This window comes from Hymenobacter sp. YIM 151500-1 (assembly GCF_025979885.1).
Classification (GTDB): Bacteria; Bacteroidota; Bacteroidia; order Cytophagales; family Hymenobacteraceae; genus Hymenobacter.
In genome coordinates this window covers 2,175,958-2,189,808 of record NZ_CP110139.1, presented here as the reverse complement: position 1 = coordinate 2,189,808, position 13,851 = coordinate 2,175,958, and the positions used below count along the sequence as shown (strand labels likewise).

Genomic DNA, 13,851 nt, shown 5'->3' with positions numbered 1-13,851 from the left:
CAACTTTTTAACTTTCTACTTCACCACCACGCGCCGCCGGTCGTAGCTGAGGATGGTGAAGATGCCGATGCCGCCTTGCACGGTGCTCTTGATGACGGAGGGCTGGCCGAAGGGGTTGCCGTTGGCGTTGCGGGCGTCTTCTACCGACTGCAAAAACTGAAAGTAGGGCTGGTCGAGGTGGTAGAGCGTGACGAAAAGCGTGTCGTTGGGGCGAAACCGGTAGCTGGTACCCAGCGTGAATTCCTGGCCGTTGAGGAGGCGGTCCTCGGCCGTGTATTCCAGCTCCGGGGAGTTAGACAAGCTGTCCTTGTGCACCATCAGGCGGTAGTAGTCCAGGGTGGCGGCCGGGTCGCGGAAACGGGTGAGCAGGTAGGCTTCGCGCTGGGCCTCGGGGCGGGCGTTGAACTCCCATTCCACCGTGTCGATGGGTACGCGGGCGGGCATGGTGGCCGTGCCCGTGACGCGGCGGCCCTGGGTGTCGGTCAGCTCCAGCGAAAATGTGTCGCCGGGGCGGGCCACCACGGGCGAGGTGCCCACGTGGGTGAAGGCCTTGCCGGTGGTGCGGTTCACGCCCGGCGCAAAGCGCAGCACTTCCCGCCGCCCGTTGGCCAGCGTCAGAATAGCCGTGACATCAGTGGGCACCTTGGGCTCGGGCGTAGCCAGGTAAGGCACCGACTCCGACACCGTCAGGCGGGGCACTTCGCCGTTTTCGAGGTAAGCCTCTACCACCAGTTGCGGCGGATAAGCTGGCAACACCACGTCCACGTCCTTCTCCAGATTGCACGCCGCCGTCAGGGCCAGCAGCACCAGGCTGCTTAGCCACTTCCAGCTTTTGTACGCTTGTTTAGTTATCTGCTCGTTCATTGTTCTTGTGGTTAACCTTACCCCCCGGCCCCCTCTCCAAAAGAGAGGGGAGCCAGAAGGCGAGGGCGTAGACGCTATTGTATGCTGGTTTGCTTTACATCATTCATCTCATATCTCACTTCTTACCTCTCATGTCTCAACTTTCAAACTTCTCAACTTCAAAACTTAAAGTTGTACGTCACCGACGGGATGACCGGGAACAGGGACACCTGCCGGGCGCGGTAGCCAGTAATCTGGTCGGTTTGCGGGTCTCTAAGCTGGTCGAAGTACACGAAGTAGGGGTTGCGACGGTTGTAGGCGTTGTAGGCGCTAAACGTCAGGTCCGACTCCGGAATCCAGCGGTTGGGGCGCAGCTTCCACACCACGCCCAGGTCGAAGCGGTGGTAGGGCGCCAGACGGTAAGTATTGCGCTGGGGGTAGATGGGCACCGCGCCGGGCTCTTCGCCGAACACGTCCTGAAATAGGAACCGCCCCAGCGGCAGCGTGGTGGCCTGCCCCGAGGTGTACACGAACGAGCCCGTGAGCTGCACCCGCTCGTTGAGGTTGTGCAGGAGTACCACCGTCAGGTTATGGCGCCGGTCGTAGTTGGGAAAGAACGTTTCGCCGTTGTTGATGCCCGAGGTGCCGCGCTGGGGTGGAAACCGCCGCTTGGTCCACGACAAGGTGTAGCCCACCCAACCGGTAGTGCGGCCCTGCTTTTTCTCCAGGTACAGCTCGTTGCCGTAGGCCCAGCCCCGCCCGAACAGGAACTCGGCGTCCAGGTCCTCATTCACAAACAGCTGAGCGCCGTCGCGGAAATCAATCTGGCGCTGGGCCCACTTGTAGTACACCTCGTTGGTGAGCAGAAAGCGCCCGTCGCCGAACAGCCAGCTGGCGCCCGTGGCCACTTGCTGGCTGCGCTGGGGCCGCACCGACCCGCGCGAAGGATACCACACGTCGGTGGGCAGCGAGGCCCCGGAGTTCGTGACCAGGTGCACGTACTGGTACATCAGCGCGTAGCTGCTCTTGAGCGTGAGATTAGGCGTGAGCGAGTAGCGCACTCCAGCCCGCGGCTCCAGGCCGGCGTACTGGTCCTGGGAGCCCGACCGGAAGCCCGACAGGCGCAGGCCGTACTCCAGTTGCCATTTTTCGGTAGGCCGGAAGTTGTCGGAGGCGTAGAGGGCCGCCTCTTCGCCGCGGTAGCTGATGTCGGAGCCGAAGCCCAGGCGCCCATCTTCGGAGCCGGCTTGCAGGCGGCCCGTGCCGAAGCGGTGGGAAGTAGCCGTGGCGCCAAACTTCAGCGTGTGCCGGTCGTTGGGCAGGTAGTCGAGGTCGGTGCGCAGGGTCAGGTCCCGGATGTCGGAGGCCAGGCTGAAACTGAACTGGTCGAGCTTGTTGGTGATGCTGTACTTGTAGCTGGTTACGGAGGCCGTGGTGTTCAGGAACAGCTTGCGGTTGAACACGTGGTTCCAGCGCAGCGCCCCCACCTTATTGCCCCAGGAAAAGTCGAAGTTGAAGCCGTTCTGGGAGTTGAACCCAAACACGTCGTTGCCGAGGTAGCCGCTCAAAAACAGCTCGTCTTTGGCGCCCAGCTTGTAGTTGGCCTTGGCGTTGAGGTCGTAGAAGTAGTAGTCGGGAATGGGGTCAAACTCTGGGTCGTCGTTGTTGAGGCGGTTGATTTGGCGCGTAAAGATGTCGAAGTAGGTGCGCCGCCCCGACACCAGAAAGGCGCCTTTGTTTTTCACAATCGGCCCTTCCACTGTGAGGCGGGAAGAAATCAGCCCCAGCCCGCCGCTGGTCGTCAGCTTCTCGGCGTTGCCGGGCCGCATCTTCACATCCACCACCGACGACAGCCGCCCGCCGTACTGGGCCGGAAACCCGCCCTTGTACAAATCCACTGACTGCACGGCATCGGGATTGAACACCGAAAACAGCCCGAACAAGTGGCTAGGGTTGTACACCAGGGCGTCGTCCAGCAGCACCAGGTTCTGGTCGGCGGAGCCGCCGCGCACAAACAGGCCGGAGGTGCCTTCGCCGCCATTTTGCACGCCGGGCTTGAGCTGCAAGGTTTTCAGCAAATCCACTTCCCCGAACAAGGCCGGCAGCAGCTTGGCTTCGCGGGCCGTGAGGCGCTCCACGCTCATCTGCGGGGTCTGGAGCTTTTCCTGCAAGGAGCCGCGGCCTTCCACCAGCACCTCGCCCAGCTGGTTGCCCGACGCAACCAGCTGGAAGTTCAGGCGCTGGTCGCGGGTCAGGTTCAGCTCCCGCGTCTGGGTGTCGTAGCCGATAAAGGACACGACCACTTGGTGGCGGCCCGCGGGCAATTGCAGCGTATAAGCGCCTTTTTCATCGGTGGTAGCCCCGGCCTGCAAAGCCGGTACCGTCACGGTGGCTCCCGGCAGCACCTCGCCCGAGCCCGATACGCGCACCACCCCGTTCAACTGGTGTTGCACTTGCGCCCACGCAGCGGCCGGCAAGCCCAGGCAGCAAATGCCTACTACAACCCAAAGACGTAACAACATCGACATGATAAGCAAAAGGATACGCAAAGCTACGGACGCCCTTTGCAAACGCCTGAACTTGTCGGTTGTTTTAAAAGAAATAAGCGCAGCCCTTCCCGAGCCGGCAGGAGAGAGGCAGCTACAACATCAAACGGTCCTGCTGAGCGCAGTCGAAGCATCTCTACCGCTGGCTAACTCTACTCGTGAGAACGAAGCGGGAAAGATACTTGCCTGCGCCTTTCTTTGGTTCGGCAAGCGGACGCCAAATAAAGCAGGACGTTCTGTCGGTTTCCAAACCCGTTTCGGCGGCAGCGCGGCAGATTGCTCGCTAGGCTCAGGATGACATGTATTGCAGCTACCCCAACACGCCTTGCACCACTTGGTTGAGCTGGGTGGCGGGCACTACGCCGGCCTGGCGCCACACGGGCTGGCCTTTATGAAACAGGATTAGCGTAGGAATGCTCTGCACCCGGAACTGCTGGGCCGCGGCCTGGTTGCGGTCCACATCTACTTTGATGACTTTGAGCTTGCCCTGGTGCTGAGCCGCCACTTGCTCCAGGATGGGCGCCATAGTTTTGCAAGGGCCACACCAGTCGGCGTAAAAATCAACCAGCACGGGCATGCCGGGGCTGTTAATAAGCTCGGAGAAGGATTTCTTGGGCATTACAACACAACTGTAGTGGTTGAACCATGAAGGCAGCCGGGGCCACCGTTTGGCAGTACGCAGAAATCCGCCGAAAAGTGGCTGATGTATGGATGGAGCACAAAAAAGCCCAGTGCATTGGGGCACCGGGCTTTCCGTTAGGGCAGGGTAAAAGGCTAATTCTTGTTGACCAAGGTAACGTCGTTGGTTACTTCCGGGAAAGTGAAGCGGCCTCCCACCACTTTTTTGCCGCCCACGTGGCATTCCCAGGTGTAGCGGCCGGGCTGGGCTTTGGCGGCCTCGCCGGCATCGGTACGGAAGTAGTCGGGGTCCGAAGGCTCGGAGGGAAACACCACATCCACGCCGTTCTGGCCTTTTTCTACCTGTTTGGTGAGCACATATTCCTTGCCAGTGCTCTGGCTAATGACAATGAACTTGGCGCTGTAGGTGCCCAGCTGCCCGAACTTATCCATCACGCCCAGCTTGATATAGGCGTCGGTGGAAACCAGCCACGTCTGCGCTTTGGCAGTGGTAGGGGCAAATACAACCAAAGCCAGCAGGAAGCCGGCTACCTGGAGCATCCGGCGCAGGGAGAAAGCAGGAGTAGAGTCATGCATAGTGGTATCAGAGGTAAGGTGAAACGCAAAAGGTGTGAGTGAGGGGAAGTCGTTCAGCTGCAAGAGGTTAGCATATTTCAGCGCATACACCTCTGCCGTAACCAAATATATTAATTATTTGAAAAGGTCAACAAAATATTGTCATTTTTTTCGTTTATCCAACGACACTTCGTTGAATAGGCGTGTTTTATAGCTCAACGCTAGCATATTCTCTATGAGCAAACGACGCTCCTGGACGAAATTCGCCTCGGGACCGGCTACCCCGGCCGAAACGCGCTGCGGCTTGTGTGAGCGGCAAGTGCAGCAGGTGTCGCGCCACCACTTAGTGCCGCGGGAAGAAGGCGGCCGGCACGGGCCTACCGTCGATTTGTGCCAGCCCTGCCACAGCTCGGTGCACCTGCTACTGAGCAACCGCCAGCTGGCCCGCCAGTACCACACCGTCGAGGCCCTGCGCGAAGCCGAGGAGCTGCAAAAGTACCTGCACTGGGTCCGCCGTACACGCGTGGAGCGCATCACCAACCGCCGGAGGAGAAGATAGGTTTGGGTGATGAGGTAAATAGTGACAGGTGACAAGTAAGCAGGAACGTCATGCTGAGCTTGTCGAAGCATCTCTTCCGCTTCGTTGGGCCCTCCGTAGCCCAGGGTTTAAATCCTGGGCTATGCAGCGGAAGCCGTCTGCACGATTAAGTTAGCCTTCGGGAGAGATGCTTCGACTTCGCCTCCGGCTGCGCTCAGCATGACGCTCTTCCTATCACCTGTCACCTGTTACCTCTTACCTGTTACCTGTCACTATTTACCTCATCACCCCACTCAAAAATTGAAAACCTTCGTCCCGTTTCGGCAGCTGCGGAACCAGCCTACCATTGTAGTGGATAGCGTGGGAAATGGGGCGGCTCTGACGCTGGCGCACTGGCGCGGAGCGCCTACCCCGGAGTCTCTGCGCGACGATACCAGCGCCGGCTCGGTGCTGCGGGCCCTGCGTGCACCAGCCACACCGGGCCTGGAGGCCGCTGCCGTCACGGCCAACCATTTCGACGTCGACGGCTTTGTGGGGGTGTGGAGCCTGCTGTATCCTGAGCAGGCCCTGCGCCACGAGGCTCTGCTGCGCCGCGTGGCCACGCTCGGCGACTTCCGCGAAATCGACTGGCCCCACCCGCTCACCGACCACGCCCTGAAGCTGGTGGGCTGGCTGAATGCGGAAGAGAAAAGCCGATTCTACGAGCCCTTTGGGGCACCCGCCCGGCGGCGCCGCGAAGACGAAGCCTCGGCCGAGAAGTTCAAGTGGTTTTTGCCGCGCTTTAGGGAAGTGCTGGAAAACCCGGCGGCCGGCCGGGCCAGCTGGGAGCCGGAGTACACGCGGGTGCAGCAGGCCCTGGCCGTGGCGCACGGCCCGGACACCTCCTACGCGCGCTACTCGGAAATCGGGCTGGTAGTGGCGCGCACCCCGGAGCCGCTGCCCTACTACGCCCTGTTCGGCCCCACCGCCGGCTCCGACATCGTGCTGAGCTTGTACGCCGGCCAGCGGTACGAGCTGGAGTACAAGTACACCACCTGGGTAGACCTGGAAAGCCGCCCCACGCTGCCCCGCCTGCCCCTCGACGGCCTGGTAGCCCGCCTCAACGAGCTGGAACAGGCCCCGCACCCCTGGACCTTCGACGGCATCACCGACACGGGCCCGCTGCTGCGCCTGGCGGGCCGCAGCCTGTCGAAAGTGCAGCGCTACGCCGACCCCGACCACCGCCCGATTTTCGCCTCGTCCATTTCGCCGGACCAGCTGGAGCAGGAGGTGGTGGCATTTTTCCGGGCCAGATACGCTGGCATAGCGCCGAAGCGGTACTGGACCTGGGCGGAAGTCCGAGCGCTTCAGTAAGACAAAGTAGTAAACGTGTCATTCCGCGCAGCGCGAGGAATCTGGGTTAGGTCCTGATGAGTAACCCAGATTCCTCGCGCTGCGCGGAATGACAGCTACAGTTCTTCCCCAAACCCCACCACCTGCAACGAGCTGATGCCACCGGCGCCTTTGCGGACGTTGATTTGGGTGGTGACGCGCTCCTTCAGGGCCTCGACGTGGGAGATGATGCCGATGGTTTTGCCGGAGCCTTGCAGCATTTCCAGCGCCGAGAGGGCCACATCGAGCGTGTCGGGGTCGAGGGTGCCGAAGCCTTCGTCGATGAACAGGGTGTCGATTTGGGTGCGGTGCCCGGCCAGCTCCGAAAGGCCCAGGGCCAGGGCCAGGCTCACCAGAAAACTCTCCCCACCCGACAAAGAATTCATGGAGCGCACGGCCCCGGCCTGGTAGTCGTCCTGGATGAGCAGGTCGAGGTGCTCGTCGGGGTTACGCAGGATGCGGTACCGGTCGGTGAAGCGGTGCAGGTGGCGGTTGGCCAGGTCTACGAGGCGGGCCAGGGTAAGGCCCTGGGCAAACTCACTGAACTTCTTGCCGTCGGCCGAGCCGATGAGGTCGGCCAGCTGCCGCCAGCGCCGGGCTTCCTGCTGCTGCTTTTCCAGCTGAGCGGCCAGGGCGGCGTGGCGCTCCAGCCCGGCCCGGTGCCCGCCCAGGCGCTCCTGCCGCTGCCCCAGCTGCCGGTTTAGGGTGGTCAGCTGTTCGGTGGTGGCGGTTAGCTGGTGGCTGATGGCTTCCAGGGGTTCCTGCGTAAGCGCCTTGGCTTGCTCCTGCTGGAGCTGCTGGGCCAGGTCGGTGAGGGCTTGCTGAGCCAGGGCCACGTCCTGGTCGTGGCGCTGGAGCTGGTCGGAGAGGCGGCGCACTTCAGGCTCGGGCAGGAGCAGGGCCGTTAGGGCGGCGGGGTCGGGCGCCAGGCCGGCCCCGCTGAGGGCGGCCGTGAGGGCCGTGTGCTGCTCGTCGCGGGCCTGCTGCTGCTGAGCTACGTCCTGCTCGCGCTGGCGCAGCTGCGTGGTAGCCAGGACCAGGGCCGTGGCGTGCTGCTGGGCGTGCTGCTCGGCCTGGTGCAGGTGGGCTTCGGCCTGCTGTACAGCGTCTTGCAGTAGCTGGCGCTGTCGGGCCACATCGGGGCCGTCGAACAGCTGCTGGCGCTGCCGCCGCTGCGCCTGAATGGCTTCGTGCTTTTCGACCAGCTCTTGCTTATGGCTTTGCAGCCAGGCCTGCACCTCCCGCAGGGCGTGGCCGGTTTGCTCCTCCACCGCAGTCAGCTGGCTTAGCTCCTTGTCGAAGTCCGCAAACTGCTCCTGCCTGTGCCGGAACTCTTCGGTGCGTTGCTGAGCCTGCTCCAGCAGGGCGCGGCCGTTGTCGTCACCAAAAGCCAGCCCGAAGTTCCGGATCAGGCTCTGAATCATGTGGCAGGCGCCGGGCACCCGGTCCTGGGCATCGGCCAGCTGCCGGGCCAGGTCGGCGGCGGGCTGGGCGTATTCCTGCTCCTGGCGGGCGGCGGCTTCGTGCTGGGTAAGGGCCTGGGCCAAGTGCTGGTCGGCGCGGCTCTGCTCGTCGCGCAGCTCCCGCAGCTGTTGCACCAGGGCCTTCACCTCCTCGGCCGCCGCCTTCTCACCTGATTCGGGCAGCAGCTGTACGGTGTCAGCAGGCCCAAGGGCCGGTTCGGGAGCGGCCTGCTCCAGCATGATTATATACGTGTTCAAACGATTATAGCGGGCATCCAGGGCGCGCACTTGCTGGCTCAGCTCCTCTTCGCGCTGCCGGTCCCGCTGAAACGCATCCTCGCTTACGCCCAGCACGCCGGCCACGTAGGGGTGCTCCAGGGCCCCGCACACGGGGCAGGGCTGGCCGGCTTCCAGCAGCTGGCGGGTGTCGGTGTGGGAGAGGATGAGCTGCTGAAGCTGGAGGCTGCGGCGCAGGTCGTCCCAGTGCTGCTGTTGTTGCTCCTGCTGCTGGTGCAGCCCGGCCACGTGCAGGCGCAGGCGCCGCAGCCAGGTGCCGTGCGCCGCGGTAGCCACCCGCTGGCGCGCGGCCAGGGCCTGCTGCTGCTGGCGGGCCGCGTCGGCGGCTTGCTGGTGGCGAGCGGCGGCCTGCTGGGCCTGGTGCTGGCGCTGGCGGGCCTCGCGCAGCCGTATTTCCAGCTGGCCCAGCTCAGTTTTCAGATGCTCCCAGTCTTGCAGATAAGCCGCCAGCTCGGGCAGCACGCTGGTCAGCTCGCTCAGGCCCTGATGGATGTCGAGCCACTTGCGCAGGTCGCGGGCCTGCTCGCGCAGGGCGCGGGCCCGGCCGGCCGCCTGCTCGGCGGTGGCTTTCAGCTGCTTGCACTGCTGGTTTTTGTCGTCGTATTCCTGCCGGGCCAGTTGGAGCTGGCGCTCAGCCTCAGCCATCAGCAGGTCGAGCTGTTCGGCTTCGCGCAGGCGGGGCTCCTGCTCGGCCTGGGTGCGGCGGGCTGCGTCGCGGGCCTGCTCAGCGGCCTGCCGGGCGGCCTGGGCCGTAGCCTGCTGCTGCTCCAGGTGCGGCAGGCGCTGGCGCAGTTGCTCCGCTTCGCGGCCGAGGCGGCCGATGTGTTCATCAGCTTGGCGCAGCAGGGCCCAGTTGGTGGCAAAGGGCGCCGCCTGCTGGTGCAAGGTCAGGCGCTGGCGCAGAGGTGTGAGCGTGCTGGTGTGGGCCGTGAGCTGGGTGAGGCGCACCTGGCCGGCGTGCTGGCGGGTGCGCAGCTCCTCCAGGCGCTTCAGCCACCCCTGCGCGTCGAGCAGCTGGCGCTGGGCCGCCGCGGCCTGCTGCACCTGCTGCTCCAGGCCGCGGATTTCATCTTCCAGAAACGCCACCTCCTCCGGCGACAAGAGCACCACCCCCGCCAGCCCCGTGCGCAGGGTTTCTACCTGCTGGGCTTCTTGCTTGGCCCGCTCAAACGCTGCCCGCGAAATGTCAGAGTACTTCTTGGTGTCGGTAATCTTCTCCAGGAGCTGGGCCCGCTCCCCGGCCGACGACTTCAGAAACCGGGTGAAGTCGCCCTGAGCCAGCAGCACCGAGCGCAGAAACTGCCGGTACTCCAGCCCGCTCAGCTCGGCCACCCGCAGCGGCACCCGCGACTTATAGCTTTCCAGAATCGGCCACTGGTCTTCGGTGCCGGGCGTGGGCTGCTCGGGCGCTTCGCTCAGCTCCATGCGCGGGTCCTGCAAGGGGTTGCCGGCCTTTTTGCGGGCCCGGTGCTGCCCCCACTTCGAGCGGTAGCGGCGGCCGTTTACTTCAAACTCCACCTCGGCCCAGCTTTCGCCGGTGCCGTGGCTCATCACCTGCTCGGGCCCGGTACCCTCGTGGCGCGGCACCTGCCCGTACAAGGCCAGCGTAATGGCGTCGAGAATAGTGGTTTTGCCCGCGCCCGTGGGCCCGGTAATGGCAAACAGCCCGGCATCGGCCAGAGGTGCCGTGGCGAAATCAACGGCGTGCTCCCCGCGCAGGGAATTGAGGTTGGAAAAACGGACGCGCAGAATCTTCATGTGGCGGTAGCTTCGGCTTAGCTTCGCTGACCCGCGGTTGCGCCGCCGGCCGGCCGCCAGAGCTTGCTAATGGTGCAGCAAGTTACGGCTTGTTGCCCAGCCGCGCAGATACGCCGCTTTTTTAGTAACTCAGGCTTGCGGTTACTGATGAAAGATTCGGCCGCTACATTCCCTGAAAGCAATGAACATCGCCCTGCGCCCCTGGACCGCCGCCGACCTGCCCGGCCTGGTACGTTTCGCCAACAACCCGCGCATCGCCCGGTTTATGAACGACCTGTTCCCGCACCCCTACACCGAGGAAAACGGCCAAGCCTTTCTGGCCATGGCCGCCCAGGAAAATCCGCCGCACATCCTCGCCATTGCCGCGGATGGGCAGGCCGTGGGCGGCATTGGTCTGCACCCGCGTGGCAACATTGAGCGCAAAAACGCCGAGCTAGGCTACTGGCTGGCCGAGCCGTTCTGGGGCCGCGGCATCGTCACGGAAGCCGTGCGGCAGATGGTTGACTACGGCTTCCGAAACTTCGACATCACCCGCATCTTCGCCCGGCCTTTCGGCTCCAACCGGGCTTCGCAGAAGGTGTTGGAAAAGGCTGACTTCACGCTGGAGGCCCGGTTTGAGAAGACACTATTCAAGAACGGCGAGTACGAGGACGAGCTGGTATATGCCGTGCGGCGGGTGGTGTAACTTCGTTTCTGCGCCCGAAGCTGATTTCTATAGAAAAGTTTTCCGGGTCGTCAGGGAAATTTCAAAGCACCCAGCAGGCACACTGTTGCACTACTATAGCGCACTCCCGGCGCAAGCTAACGCTTACGCTACATTCTCTCCAGCAACTCATCAAACGTGCGCAGCAGCTCGGCGCGACTTTCTTCTGGCTCACCTTCCAGGCGCTGCTCGAATACTTCCCGCTCCGTGAAGTCGTGGAGGCTGCGGGTAAGAGGGGCGTCGGCTTCTTCATCAAATGAGCCCAGGGCGCGGAGCTTGACGAGGCGGAAATGCCGTTTGTTGAGCACTTCGAGGTGCTGGCGTTTCAGGCCCTCAATTACCCTGACTAAGATTTCGGCTACTTCCAGCGAGGTTAGCTCGGAGTGCACTTGCACGTCGGCCCAGGCGGGGAGGGCGTAGCCGGTGTTGTCGTAGGAAGTCAGGGCCTGGGTTACTTCGTCGAGGGTGCCGTGGAAGCGCACGAGGCGCCGGGCGCTGGGTACGGGCAGGCTTTCCAGCGTGTGCAGCCGGCCGCCCTGGAACTCCAGCACCAGCACTTCCTTGGGGTGGTCGATTTCGGAAAACGACAGCGGAATAGGAGAGCCGGAGTAGCGGATATGCTCCCGCCCGCCCACCCGCTGGGGCCGGTGCAGGTGGCCCAGGGCCACGTAGTCGAACACGCCGGGGAAGTGGTCGGCCGTCACCTGGCCCAGGTTGCCCACGTGAATCGTGCGCTCCGACTCCGACGGGGCCGCGCCGGCCGCGTACAGGTGGCCGGTGGCTAGCACGGGCAAACCCAAGTCTTTGAGCTGCCAGACGGTTTCTACCTCGGCCAGGCGGGCGTAGTGGTCGGCTATGCCCTGCTTGATGCGGGCTTCGCGCTCCTCGGCCGTTTCGCCGGGCACCGACAGGCGCACGTCCCGGTCGCGCAGGAAGGGCACGGCGCACACCACCAGGCCGGGCTTACCCTGGGCGTCGTCGAGCACCAATACCTGCTCCTCGAAGCAGTCGGGCACGCAGCCCACCACGTGCACGCGCAGGTGGCGCAAGAGGCGGGCCGGGGCGTTGAGCGTAGCGGGGGAGTCGTGGTTGCCGCCCACCACCACAATGTCGCGGCAGCCGGTGTGGCGCATGTTCAGCAGGAAGGAGTAGTACAGCTCCAGGGCCTGGTTGGAGGGCGAACCGGTGTCGAATACGTCGCCGGCCACGACGAGCACCTCCACGCGCTGCTCGTTGATGGTTGCCACCAGCCACTCCAGAAAATGGCGGTGCTCCTCGGTTCGTTCGTGGCCGCTGATGAAGCGCTGGCCCAGGTGCCAGTCGGCGGTGTGCAGGATGCGCATGCGTAGTTCTCGCAGTGTTTCGCAGTGGTGGCGCAGTGGTACGCAGTGTTCAGACGTCAGAACAGCACTGCGTACCACTGCGTCTTTCCACTGCGAAACACTGCGAGAAAATTTTAGTGCACGGCTTGCGTCTGGAAAGAAGTAATGGCGTCGCCCAAATCATACACCGGCACGCCGGGCAGGGCAGCTTCCAGGATGCTGGCTCCGGCCGCTGAGCGGTAGCCGCCGGCGCAGTGTACCAGCACGGGCTTGTCGCGGGGCACTTCGTGGGCCCGCTCACGCAGCTCGGGCAGCGGAATCAGCAGGGCATTGTCGAAGATGGGCTGCTTGGCCTCGGCGCGGTTGCGGATGTCGACGATGGTAAACTGCTGCGGATTCTGGCGCACCTGCTCCACCTCCACGGTGGGGCTGGTGGCCGGCAGGTGGGAAGGCGTGAGCAAAGCGCCCTTGATGTTGCCCTCGTAGCCAATTTTGGCCGCTTTACGAATCACGGTATCCAAGGCAATCTGCGAATCGGCCAGCAGGTAGAACGGCTCCTCCGGCCCGACAATCGAGCCCAGCCAGGTTTCAAACTTGCCCCCGTCCATGAGGTTGATGGCGCCTGGCAGGTGGCCCTGGCGGAACTGCTCGGCCGGGCGGGTGTCAAGTACCACTACGCCGGGCTCCAGCAGGGCATCGGTTTGTAGGCGCGGCACCCGCCGCACGCTGTCTTCAAAAGGCAAAGCGCCCTGCTTGTTCAGCATGACGTCGTAGCCGAAGTACTTGGGCATGAAGGGCTGGTCTTCCAGCAGCACCCGGATAAACTCATCCTCGCGCATGGGCTGAAGGGCATAGTTGGTTTTCAGCTCTTTGCCAATGGTGCTGTCGAGGTCGGGGGAGGTGGTTTTGCCGCAGAGCGAGCCGGGGCCGTGGGCCGGGTACACGCGGGTGGTGGCCGGCAGGGTCATCAGCTTCTGGCGGGTGCTGTGGTACAGCTGGGCGGCTAGTGCCTCGCGGCTGTGGCCGCCTACGTTTTCGCCCTCGCGCAGATCGGGGCGGCCCACGTCGCCCACGAACAGCGTGTCGCCGGTAAACACGGCCCGCACCTGGGCCAGCTCGTCAATCAGCAGCACGCAGATGGAGTCGGGGGAGTGGCCGGGGGTGTTGAGGGCGTGCAGCTCCACCGAGCCCAGCTCAATGCGGTTGCCGTCGTCGAAGGGCTGGTGGGGGTAGCCAGCCTTTACCAGCCGGCTGCAATAAATGGTGGCGCCGGTTTCCTGGGCTATTTCCAGGTGGCTGCTCACGAAGTCGGCGTGGGGGTGGGTTTCGATGACGGCCTCAATGGTGGCTTCGTGCTCGTCGGCGAAATCATAGTAGGGCTGCGGGTCGCGGGCCGGGTCGATAATGGCCATGTGGCGGCCCGAGCGAATGGCGTAGCTGGCGTGCGCCAGGCCCTTGTCGTAAAACTGCTGAATTTGTACCGACGCGGTACTACTAGGCAGAGGACTCATGGGGTGTCGGATGTGGTGAATGCGCCGGGGCAGTGCGGGCAGCGCCGCGGCGCATGTAGTCAAATATACAGGTTGGCAGCACCTTTCTCTACGCCGCCGGCCGCTGGCAGGAGCGTCTATAAAAATAAACGGTTGATAATAAGTTCGTTGGCCGGAGGCGTTTTTTGTTGGTCCTGGGCACCCGGCTCGTCTGCCCCCACAGCCGCCAAACCGCCTGGCTACTACCCTGATAACAGGGTAGGAGAGGCACCAGGTAGCTTCTAGGCCCATTGCACCGCGGCCAGCGTGGCAGGGCTGGGTCCGCA

General features: G+C 63.6%; 10 protein-coding genes. 3 read left to right on the top strand and 7 right to left on the bottom strand.

Annotated features, from left to right (window positions below; translation table 11 throughout):
* Positions 1-15 precede the first annotated feature (15 nt).
* The 4 genes from OIS53_RS09100 to OIS53_RS09085 form a co-directional block, all read right to left on the bottom strand.
* Positions 16-864 (bottom strand): DUF4249 domain-containing protein, encoded by an 849-nt coding sequence (locus tag OIS53_RS09100; protein WP_264682085.1) that lies wholly within the window; start codon positions 862-864, stop codon positions 16-18.
* 158 nt (positions 865-1,022) lie between these two features.
* Positions 1,023-3,365: a TonB-dependent receptor gene (locus OIS53_RS09095; RefSeq protein ID WP_264682084.1), complete on the bottom strand. Its 2,343-nt coding sequence runs from the start codon at positions 3,363-3,365 to the stop codon at positions 1,023-1,025.
* A 334-nt stretch (positions 3,366-3,699) separates the two neighbouring features.
* Entirely contained in the window at positions 3,700-4,008 is a 309-nt protein-coding gene (gene trxA, locus OIS53_RS09090; RefSeq protein ID WP_264682083.1) for a thioredoxin, read from the bottom strand.
* A 155-nt stretch (positions 4,009-4,163) separates the two neighbouring features.
* The gene (locus tag OIS53_RS09085; protein ID WP_264682082.1) at positions 4,164-4,604 is read right to left on the bottom strand and encodes a hypothetical protein; all 441 of its coding nucleotides are present in this window, start codon (positions 4,602-4,604) and stop codon (positions 4,164-4,166) included.
* 214 nt (positions 4,605-4,818) lie between these two features.
* On the opposite strand from OIS53_RS09085, the gene OIS53_RS09080 reads away from it, so the two are divergent.
* On the top strand, positions 4,819-5,142 hold the full coding sequence (locus OIS53_RS09080; protein ID WP_264682081.1) for an HNH endonuclease: 324 nt from the start codon (positions 4,819-4,821) through the stop codon (positions 5,140-5,142).
* Between the two features lie 279 nt (positions 5,143-5,421).
* Positions 5,422-6,474: a DUF6687 family protein gene (locus tag OIS53_RS09075; protein WP_264682080.1), complete on the top strand. Its 1,053-nt coding sequence runs from the start codon at positions 5,422-5,424 to the stop codon at positions 6,472-6,474.
* A gap of 95 nt (positions 6,475-6,569) precedes the next feature.
* Here OIS53_RS09075 and OIS53_RS09070 read toward each other — a convergent pair whose 3' ends face one another.
* Positions 6,570-10,010, bottom strand: coding sequence for an SbcC/MukB-like Walker B domain-containing protein (locus tag OIS53_RS09070; RefSeq protein WP_264682079.1), 3,441 nt, complete (start codon positions 10,008-10,010; stop codon positions 6,570-6,572).
* A 181-nt stretch (positions 10,011-10,191) separates the two neighbouring features.
* On the opposite strand from OIS53_RS09070, the gene OIS53_RS09065 reads away from it, so the two are divergent.
* Entirely contained in the window at positions 10,192-10,695 is a 504-nt protein-coding gene (locus OIS53_RS09065; RefSeq protein ID WP_264682078.1) for a GNAT family N-acetyltransferase, read from the top strand.
* Positions 10,696-10,823: 128 nt separating this feature from the next.
* Here OIS53_RS09065 and sbcD read toward each other — a convergent pair whose 3' ends face one another.
* Positions 10,824-12,056 (bottom strand): exonuclease subunit SbcD, encoded by a 1,233-nt coding sequence (gene sbcD / locus OIS53_RS09060; RefSeq protein ID WP_264682077.1) that lies wholly within the window; start codon positions 12,054-12,056, stop codon positions 10,824-10,826.
* Between the two features lie 113 nt (positions 12,057-12,169).
* The gene (locus OIS53_RS09055) at positions 12,170-13,546 is read right to left on the bottom strand and encodes an MBL fold metallo-hydrolase (protein WP_264682076.1); all 1,377 of its coding nucleotides are present in this window, start codon (positions 13,544-13,546) and stop codon (positions 12,170-12,172) included.
* Positions 13,547-13,851 lie beyond the last annotated feature (305 nt).